Annotated in this window: 13 protein-coding genes; 8 read left to right on the top strand and 5 right to left on the bottom strand. The window is 62.1% G+C overall.

The window, feature by feature from the left end; genetic code table 11:
- Position 1 precedes the first annotated feature (1 nt).
- Entirely contained in the window at positions 2-820 is an 819-nt protein-coding gene (locus tag RH950_RS10685) for a hypothetical protein (protein ID WP_350056508.1), read from the bottom strand.
- Positions 821-827: 7 nt separating this feature from the next.
- The gene (speB, locus tag RH950_RS10680) at positions 828-1,784 is read right to left on the bottom strand and encodes an agmatinase (RefSeq protein ID WP_350056506.1); all 957 of its coding nucleotides are present in this window, start codon (positions 1,782-1,784) and stop codon (positions 828-830) included.
- A 122-nt stretch (positions 1,785-1,906) separates the two neighbouring features.
- Here speB and RH950_RS10675 point away from each other — a divergent pair, with 122 nt between their 5' ends.
- Together RH950_RS10675 and RH950_RS10670 are read left to right on the top strand one after the other, a co-directional pair.
- Positions 1,907-3,025 carry a serine hydrolase domain-containing protein gene (locus RH950_RS10675; RefSeq protein WP_350056504.1) on the top strand — a complete coding sequence of 373 codons (1,119 nt, stop codon included), beginning with the start codon at positions 1,907-1,909 and terminating at the stop codon, positions 3,023-3,025.
- Positions 3,026-3,333: 308 nt separating this feature from the next.
- Entirely contained in the window at positions 3,334-4,593 is a 1,260-nt protein-coding gene (locus RH950_RS10670; RefSeq protein ID WP_350056502.1) for a PAS domain-containing sensor histidine kinase, read from the top strand.
- Positions 4,594-4,603: 10 nt separating this feature from the next.
- On the opposite strand, the gene RH950_RS10665 is transcribed toward RH950_RS10670, so the two are convergent.
- Complete coding sequence (locus tag RH950_RS10665) at positions 4,604-6,007, bottom strand: FAD-linked oxidase C-terminal domain-containing protein (RefSeq protein ID WP_350056500.1); 1,404 nt, start codon at positions 6,005-6,007, stop codon at positions 4,604-4,606.
- Between the two features lie 179 nt (positions 6,008-6,186).
- On the opposite strand from RH950_RS10665, the gene RH950_RS10660 reads away from it, so the two are divergent.
- Genes RH950_RS10660 through RH950_RS10645 form a run of 4 tightly spaced genes read left to right on the top strand, consistent with a single transcriptional unit; the run spans position 6,187 to position 10,391 of the window.
- Positions 6,187-6,921 (top strand): TerB family tellurite resistance protein, encoded by a 735-nt coding sequence (locus tag RH950_RS10660; protein WP_350056498.1) that lies wholly within the window; start codon positions 6,187-6,189, stop codon positions 6,919-6,921.
- 3 nt (positions 6,922-6,924) lie between these two features.
- A complete protein-coding gene (locus RH950_RS10655) occupies positions 6,925-8,784 on the top strand; it encodes an ATP-binding cassette domain-containing protein (protein WP_350056496.1) in 1,860 nt (619 codons plus the stop codon).
- Positions 8,781-9,662, top strand: coding sequence for a DMT family transporter (locus tag RH950_RS10650; protein WP_350056494.1), 882 nt, complete (start codon positions 8,781-8,783; stop codon positions 9,660-9,662). The genes RH950_RS10655 and RH950_RS10650 overlap by 4 nt, the downstream gene beginning before the upstream one ends.
- A gap of 6 nt (positions 9,663-9,668) precedes the next feature.
- The gene (locus tag RH950_RS10645) at positions 9,669-10,391 is read left to right on the top strand and encodes an N-acetylmuramoyl-L-alanine amidase (RefSeq protein WP_350056492.1); all 723 of its coding nucleotides are present in this window, start codon (positions 9,669-9,671) and stop codon (positions 10,389-10,391) included.
- A gap of 3 nt (positions 10,392-10,394) precedes the next feature.
- Here RH950_RS10645 and RH950_RS10640 read toward each other — a convergent pair whose 3' ends face one another.
- Complete coding sequence (locus RH950_RS10640; protein ID WP_350056490.1) at positions 10,395-11,147, bottom strand: thioesterase family protein; 753 nt, start codon at positions 11,145-11,147, stop codon at positions 10,395-10,397.
- Between the two features lie 83 nt (positions 11,148-11,230).
- Positions 11,231-12,136, bottom strand: coding sequence for a branched-chain amino acid aminotransferase (locus RH950_RS10635; RefSeq protein WP_350056488.1), 906 nt, complete (start codon positions 12,134-12,136; stop codon positions 11,231-11,233).
- A gap of 124 nt (positions 12,137-12,260) precedes the next feature.
- Here RH950_RS10635 and RH950_RS10630 point away from each other — a divergent pair, with 124 nt between their 5' ends.
- Together RH950_RS10630 and RH950_RS10625 are read left to right on the top strand one after the other, a co-directional pair.
- Complete coding sequence (locus RH950_RS10630) at positions 12,261-12,779, top strand: MarR family winged helix-turn-helix transcriptional regulator (protein ID WP_350056486.1); 519 nt, start codon at positions 12,261-12,263, stop codon at positions 12,777-12,779.
- 8 nt (positions 12,780-12,787) lie between these two features.
- The gene (locus RH950_RS10625) at positions 12,788-13,495 is read left to right on the top strand and encodes a response regulator (protein ID WP_350056484.1); all 708 of its coding nucleotides are present in this window, start codon (positions 12,788-12,790) and stop codon (positions 13,493-13,495) included.
- Positions 13,496-13,577 lie beyond the last annotated feature (82 nt).

Here is a 13,577-nt window from a genome sequence, read left to right as displayed (position 1 = left end):
ATCAGGGCGCTTGGAAGGACAATCTCAGGTGATCGACCGATGCGTCCCCGGATATCCGCACCCTCTTCAATCCGAGCCCTTCCGCCATCTTCACCAATCGGTCGCCGAGCAGGGATGCAGGCTCGACACTCCGGTAGCGGAACCGGAAAACGCCCCCCTCTTCAGCCGGATCGATCATGATCGGCGCAAGGGGTCCAGCCGTCTCGACGGAGAGAATATCCGCTATCATGAGAACCGTTTCAAAAGTGGCTCTCTCAAACGAAAGCGCGATATTTTCTGCGTCTGACGTCTTGAAGAGACTGGGCCGGATACCCGGCGCAGAGATGCTGTAGGGGACAATATGAACGATGAAACTGCGGTGCCGGGAGAGGGCCGCAACGTTCCGGAAGAACCGATCGGCGGGCACACTCGCGCGACCTGACGGCACGAGACCGTCGAGTCCATCGGGCGCCTCGCCGGTCAGCAGCACAATGATGGCCTCCCGGTCGAGTGCCAGCCCGGTCCGCGCGGCGACGAAATAGCCGGGAGAGCCGCCTATCCGGAGAATCTGTTCCTTGTTCGCGGGAACCGGGATCACCGGTCCGGTCTCGCCATCCGTCAGCCGGTTCAGAAAGCGGACGGCCTGGACTTTGCCGTCCGCCGTCCGGGCATAGAACGCCGCACTGCGCGGCCCCGGTGCAGCGGCGATGCGAACCTCCGGCACGGCGCCGCTTGCGAGCGCGGCTGCAACCATCGCGATTTCCGGCTCACCCGGCCCGGCGCTCACCGGACGGGCCATCACGATCGACAGCAGCACGCCTGCAAGCAGCAGTCTGCGCATCACCGGATCAACGCTTTCGCGCCGCGACCGCCTCGGCCAGGATGCAGAGCATCTCGAACATGATCGTGGCACCGGTCAGCGCCGTGATCCCGCTCGGATCGAAAGGCGGCGAAACCTCTACCACGTCCGCGCCGATCAGGTTCGCTCCCCTCATCCCTCGCACGAGCAATTGCGCCTCAAGCGCAGTGAAGCCGCCGATCTCCGGTGTACCGGTACCGGGCGCATAGGCCGGATCGATCCCGTCGATATCGAAGGTAAAATAGGTCGGCCCGTCCCCAATGACCCGGCGCGCCTCGGCAATGACCGCATCCAGTCCCATTTCATGCGCTTCATGGATCTGGATGACGCGCATGCCATGCTCGTAACTGAAGGCCCACTGATCCCGTGAATTGATGCCGCCGCGAATACCGATCTGCACGCAGCGTTTCGGATCCAGCAGCCCCTCGTCCACCGCTCGTGAAAATGGCGCTCCATGATGAAACCGGGAGCCGAGATAATCGTCCCCGGTATCGCAATGGGCATCGATCTGGATCAGCCCGACAGGCCGCTCCCGCGCCAGCACCCTCAGGATCGGCAGGGAGATGGAATGGTCCCCGCCGACGCTGAGCGGGATGGCTCCGGTCGCTGCCAGTTCCTTGTAGTAACCCTCGATCTCCTGATGCGCGCCTTCAAGCTGAAATGGCCGTTCAACCACCGCGTCGCCGACGTCGGCAACCGTGCACAGCTCATAGGGACAGACGCCGGTCGCCTGATTGATCGTACGCATCAGGCTGCTTTGGTTGCGTACCTCGCGCGGGCCGTGCCGGGCGCCGGGCCGGTTGGTAACGCCGCCGTCATAAGGCACCCCGACCAGGGCGATATCAAGGCCGGCCGCAGCTTCCCGATAAGGTGTGCGCATAAAGGTCGGAATGCCGGTATAGCGCGGCAGCCCCATCGCTTTGATTTCCTGTTCCGACATCGACATTCGCCAATCCTCCAGCTGCTTTCGTTCCAGTTTGCGATTGGGCCTGAGCGGATTGCAAGTCTGGACCCTCACGGCAATTGGGCGCTACTGTCAGTCTCCCGCCGCGATATCAAGAGACCGACATGACACAGTATTTTCCCGCCTCAAGCGAGTCTTGGGAACGCATCGATCCGCGCGATGCCGGCTTTGACGCCGCCGGTCTGAAAGCCGCCAGCGACTTCGCCATCGCAAACGAATCCAAGATGGACCGGGATATCCGCCGCGCCCTCGACAACGATCTGTTCGGCGAGCCGGAAGGGCTGCGCGACGTCATCGGCATCACCCGGCCGCGCGCCGACCCGCATGGCATGATCCTGAAAGGCGGCCGCATCGTTCATGAATGGGGCGATACCTCGCGTGCAGACATCACTTTCAGCGTCGCCAAAAGCTATCTGTCGATCTGCGCCGGTCTGGCGCTGGATGACGGCCTGATCCCCAGCTTCGACCGTCCGGTCGCCGAACTGGTCGATGATGGCGGTTTCGACGACCCGCAGAACAAGCCGATCACCTGGGCGCAGCTTTTGCAGCAGACCAGCGAATGGCAGGGCACGCTGTGGAGCAAACCCGACTGGATCGACCATAATCGCGATCTCGATGCCCAAGTCGGCGAAGGCACGCTCAAGGGCAAGACCCGCGAGATGCAGACCCCTGGCACCTTCTGGGAATATAACGATGTCCGCGTGAACCGGCTGGCCCTCGCCCTGCTCCGGGTCTGGAAGCGGCCGCTTCCGGAAGTCATCAAAGAGCGGATCATGGACCCGATCGGTGCGTCCTCCGACTGGGAATGGCACGGCTACGAGAATTCCTGGGTCGATATCGACGGCAAGAAGATCCAGTCGGTCTCCGGCGGCTCGCACTGGGGCGGCGGCATGTTCATCAGCTCACGCGATCAGGCCCGGACCGGCCTGCTCATGGCCAACGGCGGCGTCTGGAGCGGCAAGCAGCTCATCTCCGGAACCTATATCGATCAGGCGACGACAGCCTGCCCGATCAACCCTGACTACGGCTACCTCTGGTGGCTCAACAGCTCCGGCGGCTCCGCACCGTCCGCGCCGCGCACCAGTTACTTCGCCAAAGGAAAGGGCTCCAGCGTCATCTGGGTCGATCCGGCTCTCGACATGGTCGCCGTGGTCCGCTGGATCGAACGCGATGCCTTCGACGGATTCTGCGCAGCCGTGATGAGTTCGTTCCGGAAGATGTAAGGAATTATTAATCTAACCCGGAGATTACTGAGCACTAGGTTGACCAGTCGACTTACGTGGTGAACTTCCACTGTCAGGGATTTCCGGTTTCAAGGGATGCGCCTCAGATTTCTCCAATATGCAATCCTGATAGCGGGATTGGCAGCAACATCAGTGCCTTTCGGCACGGCCGACGGTATGCCCGCACTGCCGGGTTGGCTCGCTCCTCTCGCAGCGCCGACTGTACATATTCTCATGACGAAGACGGCTGAAAGACCGACCGTCTCCAGTCGGCGGGACGCGCGCCACCTTCCCCGGAATCCAGTGCGATGCTAATCTGGGGCGGCGCACTCTTCGTCCTGGTCCAGAGCGCATTGATCACATTGCTCTTGGTCAATCACGTCCGCCGCCGTCGCGACTTTCAGGCGCTTGAGGCGAGCGAGAAGCGGTTCCGCGATATGGCCGCGATCTCATCGGACTGGTTTTGGGAGGTCGACGAGAATCACAGGCTGACACATTTATCGGAAAGGTTTGAGAGCGTAACCGGCGAGTCCGTCGCATCGAAGCTCGGCGTATCCTATCTGGATTTCGAAAAGCTGAGCTATAACGAAGATCTGGGCGATGCTTGGAAAGAACACCGTGAGAGCATCAGGAACCATCGACCATTCCGCAATTTCGAATATGCGGTTCCGGGCACCGCCGGGAAGCAATGCTACCGGCGTATCAGCGGCACGCCGATCCTGGAAGAGGGTGTTTTCAAGGGATATCGCGGAACCGGGACGGACATCACCGAAGAACTGGAACGCCGCAACCAGCTTCTGCGCACAATTTATGAGGCGGATCTGGCAAATCGGGCGAAAAGCGCCTTTCTCGCGAATATGAGCCACGAACTCCGGACACCGCTGAATGCAATCATCGGGTTCTCCGAAATCATCACCGGTCAGCTCTTCGGCAAGGTGGAGAACGACCGGTATCTCGATTATGCAAATGACATCAACGATACCGGCAAACACCTGCTCACCGTCCTTAACGATCTGCTCGATATTTCGCGGATCGAAGCCGGATTCCTGACCCTGGACGAGAACGTGATTGATGTGCGGCAGATGATGCGATCCTGCGCCCGCATGCTGAATGAAAAGATCTCCGCGGCCAACCTCAGCCTGACCCTGAATATACCGCCGGACCTGCCCGCCTTTCTCGGGGACGAAACGCGCTTGCGTCAGGTGTTGATCAACCTTCTGATCAACGCCGTTAAATTCACCCCGGCCGGCGGGGCGATCTCGGCCAGTGCCGCAATAGTCGAAGATGGCGGACTGGAAATCTCGGTCAAGGATACCGGCGTCGGAATTTCCGCGGCCGACCTGAAGCGAGTGATGGAACCCTTTCAGCAGGCAGAGCAGGACTTGTCACGGCGATATGGCGGAGTCGGTCTCGGCCTGTCCCTCGCCCGCAATCTGACCGAGCTGCATGATGGAACCATTGCTCTAGAAAGCGAACAGGGTGCATGGACTCTCGTGCGCGTTCACCTGCCGGTCGATCGCGTCAGGGATTACCCAGAGCAGGGCCAGATCACCCAGACGGCCCACTGATAGACAGCCGTCAGATCTCGACGATCTTCCCCGGGTTCATGATGTTGTTCGGATCAAGCGCCCGCTTGATCGATCGCATCATTCCCAGCGCCGGACCATGCTCCTCTTCCAGATACGGCATCTTGCCATAGCCGACGCCATGTTCGCCTGTGCAGGTGCCATCCATCTCCAGAGCCCGATGGACCATGCGTTCGCTATGCGCCTTGGCCCGGGCCATCTCATCCGCGTCGTCAGGATCAATCACGTAGACAAGGTGGAAATTGCCGTCGCCGACATGACCGACCAGCGGCGCACAAAGCCCCGATTCGACGATGTCCTTCTTCGTCTCCCGAATGCATTCCGCCAGCCGCGAGACAGGCACGCAGACATCCGTCGGCCAGCCCTGCGAGCCAGGGCGCAGCGCAAGTCCCGCATAATAGGCATCGTGGCGCGCCTGCCAGAGAACGTTGCGATCCTCTGTCCGGGTCGCCCACTCGAAGGAACTGCCGCCGAAATCGGCGGTGATCGTCTCGACCGTTTCCGCCTGTTCCTTCACACCGGCCTCGCTGCCGTGAAACTCGAAGAAGATGGTCGGTTTCGCCTCGTAGCCCTGGAGTTTCGAATACTCGATGCAGGCCCCCATCTGCACTTCATCCAGCAATTCCATCCGGGCCACCGGGATGCCGGCGTGAATGGTCGTGATGACCGAGTCCACGGCTCCTTCCAGAGTATCAAACTGGCAGACGGCAGACGAAATCGCTTCCGGAATGCCATAGACCTTGAGGGTAATTTCCGTGATCACGCCGAGCGTGCCCTCGGAGCCAACGAAAAGCCGTGTCAGGTCGTAACCGGCGGAAGACTTACGGGCCCGGCGCGAAGTCCGGATGATTTCCCCGCTCGGCGTGACAACACGAAGCGACAGGACATTTTCCCGCATGGTGCCGTAGCGCACCGCATTGGTACCGGAGGCGCGGGTCGCCGTCATGCCGCCGATCGAGGCGTCCGCTCCGGGATCGATCGGGAAGAAAAGACCGGTATCGCGGAGATGCTCGTTCAGCTGCTTGCGGGTCACGCCCGGCTGCACGGTCACGTCCAGATCCTCGGCATGGACCGCCAGCACCCGGTTCATCAGCGAGGTATCAATGGAGACACCGCCCTTGAGCGCGGCAACATGGCCTTCCAGCGAGGTTCCCGTACCGAACGGGATGACCGGGAACTTCAGCCTGTTGCATACAGTGACGGCGCGGGCGATCTCCTCTTCGCATTCGGCGAAGACGACAGCGTCCGGCGCCATCGGCGCATGATAGCTTTCGTCCTTGCCATGCTGGTGGCGCACGGCCTCGGCCGTGGTGAACCGGTCCCCGAAAATCTGCTTCAATGCATCAAGCGCCGCATCGCGGGTGGCGGCATCGACGGGCGTCGCCTCTACATCCATTTCGGGATCTCCGTTCGAAAAAAAGTGGGCCGGTCAAACTACTCTCCACGCCAACACCCAGCAAGGGCACGCCGCCAATACCGTTACGGCCGCACGCCCTTGTTGACGGAAACCTCGGCAGCCGACATGTTCCGTCGAGAATCCATATATCGTCCATCATGCGCGGCACGGCCTGAAACGTGAGTATCTGGGGTAAAATCATTGGCGGCGCCGCCGGCCTCGCCCTCGGCGGTCCGATCGGCGCCCTGCTCGGGGCGACGGCTGGCCATGCCGTGGACCGCTTCGCCAGTTCCGATGCGCCGAAAGACGAGGAAGCGGCGACCAAGAAAATAGCCTTCACCATCGGTGTCGTGGTGCTCAGCGCCAAGATGGCAAAGGCCGACGGCGTGGTCACCCGTGACGAGATCGCGGCCTTTCGGGAAGTCTTCCACGTTCCCCCCGAAGAGATCCGCAATGTCGGCCGGGTCTGGGACATGGCACGGCGCGACGTCGAAGGCTTCGAGGTCTATGCGCAGCAGATAGCACGCCTGTTCAACGCCGGGTCCCCCGTCCTCGAAGAGCTTCTGCTGAGCCTTTTCCACATTGCCAAGGCGGACGGCGTCATTCACCAGAACGAGATTTCCTACCTTGAGCGCGTCGCCGCAATCTTCGGATTCGATGCAAATGCCTTCCAGCGTCTGCGCGCCGTTGCCGGCGACAAGGATGCGGAAGATCCCTATTCCATGCTCGGCATCGCGCATGACGCGGAGGACGCGGAGGTCAAACGGGTTTACCGGACCCTGATCCGCGAACATCACCCGGACCGGCTGATTGCGGAAGGCCTGCCGGAAGAATTCGTCGCGGCGGCAACGCAGAAAATGGCAGCCATCAATGCCGCCTATGACCAAATTGCCAAACAACGCGGCATGAACTGAGCCATGGCCCGAGCATCCTCCGCTCCGCCGGTTGTTGCCCTGCGCAACGCCCGGCTCACGCTCAGCGAACGCGTCCTGTTCGATGATGCCGACGTCACCGTGGCCAAGGGTGAGCGCATCTGCCTGGTCGGGCGCAACGGGTCCGGCAAATCCACGCTGCTGAAATGTCTCGCGGGACAGATCGATCTCGACCAGGGTGAGCGGTTCGTGCAGCCCGGCGCCAAGATCGCCTATCTGCCGCAGGATCCGCCGCTGCCGAAGGGTATCACCATCCGCGACCATGTCCGGGGAGGCCTTTCGGTCCATCCGGGCGAGCATCCGGCGGAATATCTGGTCGATTCCATGTTGCTGCATCTCTCGCTCGACGGCGACCGGCTGACCGATGCGCTGTCCGGCGGTGAGTCCCGCCGCGTCGCCCTGGCGCGCGCCATGGTCTCCGAGCCCGACGTGCTGCTGCTGGACGAGCCCACAAACCATCTCGACCTGCCGACGATAGAATGGCTCGAAGACGAGCTGGAAGCCTTCAAGGGCGGTATCCTGCTGATCAGCCACGACAGGACCTTCCTCAGCCGCCTGTCGAACCGGACCTACTGGATCGACCGTGGCGAGGTACGCCGGAATTCCGAAGGTTTCGCCGCGTTCCCCGACTGGGCGGACAAGGTGCTGGCGGACGAGGAGGCGACCCGGCGCCGGGTCGACAAACAGATCGCCGAGGAAACCCGCTGGCTGCGCGAAGGGCTTACCGCCCGGCGCAAGCGCAATATGGGCCGCGTGCGCACCCTGCTCGGCATGCGCCGGGAGCGGGCCGAGCGGGTGAAACGGACCGGGCTGGTCAATCTCAGTGTCGGAGACGCCGAGTCCGGTGGCCAGCTCGTCATTGAGGCGAACCACATCTCCAAGTCCTACCCGCAGCCGGACGGCAGTGAAAAGGTCATTGCGGAAGATTTCTCCACCATCATCAAGCGGGGCGACCGCATCGGTCTGGTCGGCGCCAACGGTGCCGGCAAGACCACGTTGCTGAAAATGCTGATCAGCCAGGAGACGCCGGACAAGGGCCGCGTCCGTGTCGGTTTCGGGGTCGAGACCGTCTATTTCGACCAGTACCGGGAAACCCTGGACGGCGAAGCGACACTCTGGTCCACGCTCTGCCCCGGTGGCAATGATACCGTCTTCGTGCATGGCAAACCGAAGCATGTCGTCTCATACCTGCGGGACTTCCTGTTCGAGGAACGCCAGGCGCGGGCACATGTGAAGAACCTCTCCGGCGGGGAGCGCAACCGTCTGCTGCTGGCGAAACTTTTTGCCGGCCCGCACAATCTGCTGGTGCTCGACGAGCCGACAAACGATCTCGATATCGAAACCCTCGACCTGCTGCAGGAAGTCCTCGGCGAATATGACGGCACGATCATCCTGGTCAGCCATGACCGTGATTTCCTCGACCGGGTGGTGACCTCCATCATCGCCGTAGAGGGCGATGGCAGGATCGAGGAATTCGTCGGCGGCTTCAGCGACTATGCCGCTCTGCGCAAGGCCGAAGCGCAAGAGCTGACGCAGGCAAAGAAATCCGGCAGCAAATCCACGGCGAAACCTGCCGGGAAACCATCCCAGCCGCGCGCCAAGCTCAGCTACAAGGACCAGCACGCGCTCGACACGCTTCCGGATACGATCGACAAGCTCGGGATGGAAATCGAGGCCCTCGGGAACGAACTCGCCGATCCAACCCTGTTCACCCGGGATCCGAAACGCTTCAAGGCCGCCAGCGCAAGACTTGAAGCTGCGCAGACCGCGCTGGAAACTGCGGAGAACCGTTGGCTTGAACTCGAAGAACAGCGCGAAGATCTAGAGAAAACCCGGGCTTCATGAAGCCACAGGACCTTCTGCTCGGCATCGTCGTCATGCTCGTCTGGGGATTGAACTTCGCTTTAGGCAAAGTTGCCATGGCGGAATTCTCACCGATGATGCTGATCGGTCTGCGCTATCTCCTGACCGCCATCCTGCTGATCCCTTTCCTGAGATGGCGCGGCATCAAGTTCCTGCACATCTTTGGTCTTTCGGTAACCCTGGGCGTCCTGCATTTCGCCTTCATGTTTACCGGGCTCAAGGGCACCGACGCCTCGCTCGCGGCCATCGCCGCGCAGATCCAGGTCCCGTTCGCCGTCATTCTCGCGGTCATCTTCTTTCGCGAACGTCCGAGCCGGCGGCAGATCCTCGGCATCGCCATAGCTTTCGTCGGAGTCGCCATGCTGGCGGGAGCGCCGCGAACCTCCGGCAGCCTGTTCAATCTCGGCCTGGTCATCGTCGCGGCACTGCTCTGGGGGCTCGCCCATATCCAGGTGAAATGGATGGGGACGATAAACCCGTTCGTCCTGAATGCCTGGATGTCCGTTCTGGCCGCCCCGATGATCCTGGGTTCCTCGCTGTTCTTCGAGGATGGGCAGTGGGATTCCCTGCAGACCGCCGGGATAGCGGGCTGGGGCGGTGTCGTGTATATGGCCGTCGGGGTCACCATCTTCGGTTACGGGATCTGGTACAGGATCCTGCAGAAATACGACGTTTCCCAAACCATGCCCCTGACCATTCTGGCCCCGCTGGTCGGCGCGGCGTCCGGGATCATTTTCCTTGGCGAGAGCATGGACCTGTTCCAGATTGCCGGTGCCGCACTGACCGTCGTCGGCGTCGGCGCAGTGACCACCGGCCGGGCAGCGCCCCCTCCGAACGTGGAAGCGGAAGCCAAGGGATAAGGGCGGATGGAGAAGACGGACAACATCATCGAGCGCCCCTCCCCGAACCAGGATGCGCGCCCGGACGGAACCGTCATCGACATCCTGCTGCTGCATTATACCGGCATGCAGTCCGCCGAGGCTGCTCTCGACCGGCTGACCGACCCGGATGCGAAGGTCAGCGCCCATTATCTGATCGACGAATACGGCCACTGCTATCGGATGGTCGACGAGACCCGGCGGGCCTGGCATGCCGGTGTCGCCTCGTGGCACGGTGTGACGGACATCAATGCCCGTTCCATCGGCATCGAGCTGGTCAATCCGGGCCATCAGTTCGGCTGCCGGCCGTTCCCGAATGCGCAAATGCACAGTCTGACGAGACTCTCGACAGCAATAATCAGCCGCCATCCCATCCCGCCGGCCCGGGTGCTCGCCCATTCCGACGTCGCCCCGGACCGCAAGGAAGATCCGGGAGAGCTGTTTGACTGGCAGCGCCTTGCCGCGTCCGGCATCGGTGTTTGGCCCGCCTACCGAGCCACAACGGACGACCCGCCCGCGTTTTCAGAAGCGATGCAGCTGCTCTCGGAAATAGGATATGCGGCGCCGGAAACAGCTGTCATGACCGGGGCGGCCCGCAATATTCTGCTCGCATTTCAGCGCCGCTGGATGCCCCGCGACCTGACCGGCGCCCTGACGCCCGAAACCGCTGCACGCATCCGCAGCGTGCATTCGGAATTAATGCGCGGCTGACCCCTACTCCATCACGGCCAGCACAACCGGTTGCGTTGCCCGTCCCAGATATCCCGCCTCGTCAAAGAGGTCGCTCGCGGTGATACCGAGGCCGCTGGCATTCCAGAACGGTTGCGAGTCCACGCCGAGCCACGCCCCAGCAGGCGGGCGGTGCAAGTGAATGCTGATCTCCGGGTTCGGAAAAACCACCTTCTCCCCATCGACCCAGGCAGGGCGCGAAAGCCCTGTTGCCCAATCCGCCAATGACAGCACGCGGGTCAACGGCCCCATGCCCTCCACCACCGGCTTGAGATGCCGCATCCAGATCCGCCCACCCTCTTCCCGGCGCATCTCGCAGGCATCGGCGAACCAGGGCTGGTCCATCCTCCGGCCGACATGGAAGTCCTTTCCGCCAACGGGAACCCGTTCCGCGGCAGGCTCGTCGATGAAGCCGAGCGGCTCGGCCGTCAGGAACAGGGCGCTGGCCACGGCGCAGGTCTTTCCCCCGGCAACAAGCTCCGCCGCAAGCTGCAGGGAGCGCCGGCCCTGGCGCAGGGTTCGTACGGAAACCGCAACCGGCTCCATCGGTGTGGGACGCAGCAGGGACAGGGACATCTGCAGCCCCATTCCACCGCCGTTTTCCCGGGAGGTCTTTTCCATCTCGGCGGCAAGCAGGCCGCCGACGACGCCACCATGCAGCCCCGGAAAGGGCCCCTTGGCGAGCGGCCCCGGGATCCAGTGGCTGCCGTCGAATGTACAAACGGGGGAAGCTGTCATATGTCAGCTTCCCCCGTTCACAAGAGAGATGTCCAGTGCCCGGAGGGAACGAGATCGTTCCTTCGGCACCGTCACTGCTTGTCTTACTCGGCCGCGACCGCGACGCCTGCGGCGTGGGCGCGGACCGCCGTGTCATAGGCATCGACCAGCTTGCGCGTGACGTCGCCCGGCGTGAACTTGTAGGTGCCAATGGCGCCGACCGGCGTGACTTCCGCCGCAGTGCCGGTCAGGAAACATTCCGTCGCCCGCGAAAGCTCTTCCGGCCGGATATGCCGCTCGACGATCTCATAGCCGAGATCGATGGCGAGCTGCTTTACTGTGCGGCGGGTGATACCGTCGAGGAAGCAATCCGGGATTGGCGTGTGCAGACGGCCGTCATCCATCAGGAAGAAAACATTGGCGCCGGTCGCCTCCGCGACATAGCCGCGATAGTCCAGCATCAGCGCGTCGTGGAAGCCGCGCGCCTCGGCATCATGCTTGGACATGGTGGCGATCATGTAGAGACCGGCGGCCTTGCTGTTCGTCGGCGCGGTATCGGGGGCCGGACGGCGCCATTTGGCGATATCCAGATTGATCCCCTTCATCTTCGCTTCCGGATCGAAATAGGACGGCCATTCCCAGGCGGCGACGGCGAGGTGGATGGTGTTCTGCTGGGCCGACACGCCCATCATCTCGCTGCCGCGCCAGGCGACCGGACGGACATAGCCGTCGACGATTCCCATGGAGCCGATGACGGCCTGCTTGGCGGCTTCGATTGCATCGATGTCATAGGGGATCTTGAAGCCAAGAATCCCGGCGGAGCGATGCAGGCGCTCGGTGTGCTCGCGGGACTTGAAGATCTGTCCGCTATAAACCCGTTCGCCCTCAAACACCGAACTGGCATAATGCAGTCCGTGGCTCAACACATGCAATTTGGCGTCACGCCAGTTCAACAAGGTACCATCCATCCAGATGGCACCGTCGCGATCATCGAAAGGAAGCAGGCTCATGAGGTTTCATCCCAGCAAGCTCCAAAGCCTAACCCGTTCGAATTGTTCATGTTGACGGGCGCTTCGGTTAGATTGTTACCCAAACTCGGGCTGAGAACTAACATTCAAAAGGAATTAAGTCAACATGGTTGACGTAAAAAGCATGGCGAACCCCCTTTTCCTGCGGGAGGAGGAATTGAGGCAAGGCATCGAGATGTTGTTCTTTGCCTATCGCGACTTCACGGGCGAGCCGGATGCCATCCTCGCCGAGATCGATCTCGGGCGGGCCCATCACAGGGTCATCTACTTCGTCGGACGCAATCCCCGGATCACCGTGACGGACCTGCTGAAGATCCTGAAGATCACGAAGCAAAGCCTCTCGCGCGTGCTCAGCCAGCTTGTCAGCGAAGGCTATATCGACCAGACGACGGACCAGGCCGACCGGCGGAAAAAACTGCTGACCCTGACCGAAAAGGGCGTCGACCTTGAGCACCGGCTGACGGCCAGCCAGCGCAAGCGGATCGCACGGGCCTACCGGGCCGCCGGCGCGGAAGCGGTCCAGGGGTTCCGCGAAGTGCTGCGCGGCATCATCGATCCGGGCGATCAGGAACGGTTCGAGATCGTGACCCAGACCATGCCGGTCCAGCGCCGCGGCAAGGCATGATCCCCGGGATGGACGCCGAGGACCAGCCGCATATTCTTGTTGTCGATGACGACAGCCGGCTGCGCGACCTGCTGACCCGGTTCCTGAGCGAGAACGGTTTCCGCATTACCGCCGCAGGCGATTCCGCCGATGCGCGGCGGAAACTGGCCGCGATCGAGTACGATCTCGTGGTACTCGATGTCATGATGCCCGGTGAAACCGGCTTCGAGCTGACACGGTCGATGCGCAAGACGCGCGACCTGCCGATCCTCCTGCTGACGGCGATGGGTGAGGTCGAGGACCGCATCGAGGGTCTGGAGACCGGGGCCGACGACTATCTGACAAAACCCTTCGAGCCGCGCGAGTTGCTGCTGCGCATCCGCACCATCCTGCGCCGCACGCGAACCGTTCCGGACATGTCCCAGGTGCGGTCCCTCGTGACGTTCGGCTCCTATGCCTATGATCGTGCGAACGGTGAGTTGACCAGGGATGGCAGCATCGTTCACCTGACGGAGTCGGAGGCGCTGCTGCTTGGCTGCTTTGCGCAGACACCGGGCCGCACGCTCAGCCGGGAGGACCTGGTTGCCCGCAATGCCGTCAATGGACATGAGCGCACCGTCGATGTGCAGATCAACCGGCTGCGGCGGAAAATCGAGAAAGACCCGAAATTCCCCCGCTTCCTGCAGACCGTGCGCGGCAAGGGCTATGTCCTGAAGGCGCTTGCAACCGGCACCTGATCCGCCCTGCTATCCGCCCGCGCCGGTTTATCTTAACATTGCCTGCAGTCACAGCCCCCAATGCCGGCAGAAAGAAGCGCAT

The organism is Nisaea sp. (assembly GCF_040217065.1).
GTDB lineage: Bacteria > Pseudomonadota > Alphaproteobacteria > Thalassobaculales > Thalassobaculaceae > Nisaea.
This window is presented reverse-complemented; position numbering and strand designations above follow the sequence as displayed.

Coding starts and splice junctions, on each gene's coding strand:
- RH950_RS10685 (WP_350056508.1), bottom strand. CDS start 820: ATGCGCAGACTGCTGCTTGCAGGCGTGCTGCTGTCGATCGTGATGGCC.
- speB (WP_350056506.1), bottom strand. CDS start 1,784: ATGTCGATGTCGGAACAGGAAATCAAAGCGATGGGGCTGCCGCGCTAT.
- RH950_RS10675 (WP_350056504.1), top strand. CDS start 1,907: ATGACACAGTATTTTCCCGCCTCAAGCGAGTCTTGGGAACGCATCGAT.
- RH950_RS10670 (WP_350056502.1), top strand. CDS start 3,334: ATGCTAATCTGGGGCGGCGCACTCTTCGTCCTGGTCCAGAGCGCATTG.
- RH950_RS10665 (WP_350056500.1), bottom strand. CDS start 6,007: ATGGATGTAGAGGCGACGCCCGTCGATGCCGCCACCCGCGATGCGGCG.
- RH950_RS10655 (WP_350056496.1), top strand. CDS start 6,925: ATGGCCCGAGCATCCTCCGCTCCGCCGGTTGTTGCCCTGCGCAACGCC.
- RH950_RS10650 (WP_350056494.1), top strand. CDS start 8,781: ATGAAGCCACAGGACCTTCTGCTCGGCATCGTCGTCATGCTCGTCTGG.
- RH950_RS10645 (WP_350056492.1), top strand. CDS start 9,669: ATGGAGAAGACGGACAACATCATCGAGCGCCCCTCCCCGAACCAGGAT.
- RH950_RS10640 (WP_350056490.1), bottom strand. CDS start 11,147: ATGACAGCTTCCCCCGTTTGTACATTCGACGGCAGCCACTGGATCCCG.
- RH950_RS10635 (WP_350056488.1), bottom strand. CDS start 12,136: ATGAGCCTGCTTCCTTTCGATGATCGCGACGGTGCCATCTGGATGGAT.
- RH950_RS10630 (WP_350056486.1), top strand. CDS start 12,261: ATGGTTGACGTAAAAAGCATGGCGAACCCCCTTTTCCTGCGGGAGGAG.
- RH950_RS10625 (WP_350056484.1), top strand. CDS start 12,788: ATGGACGCCGAGGACCAGCCGCATATTCTTGTTGTCGATGACGACAGC.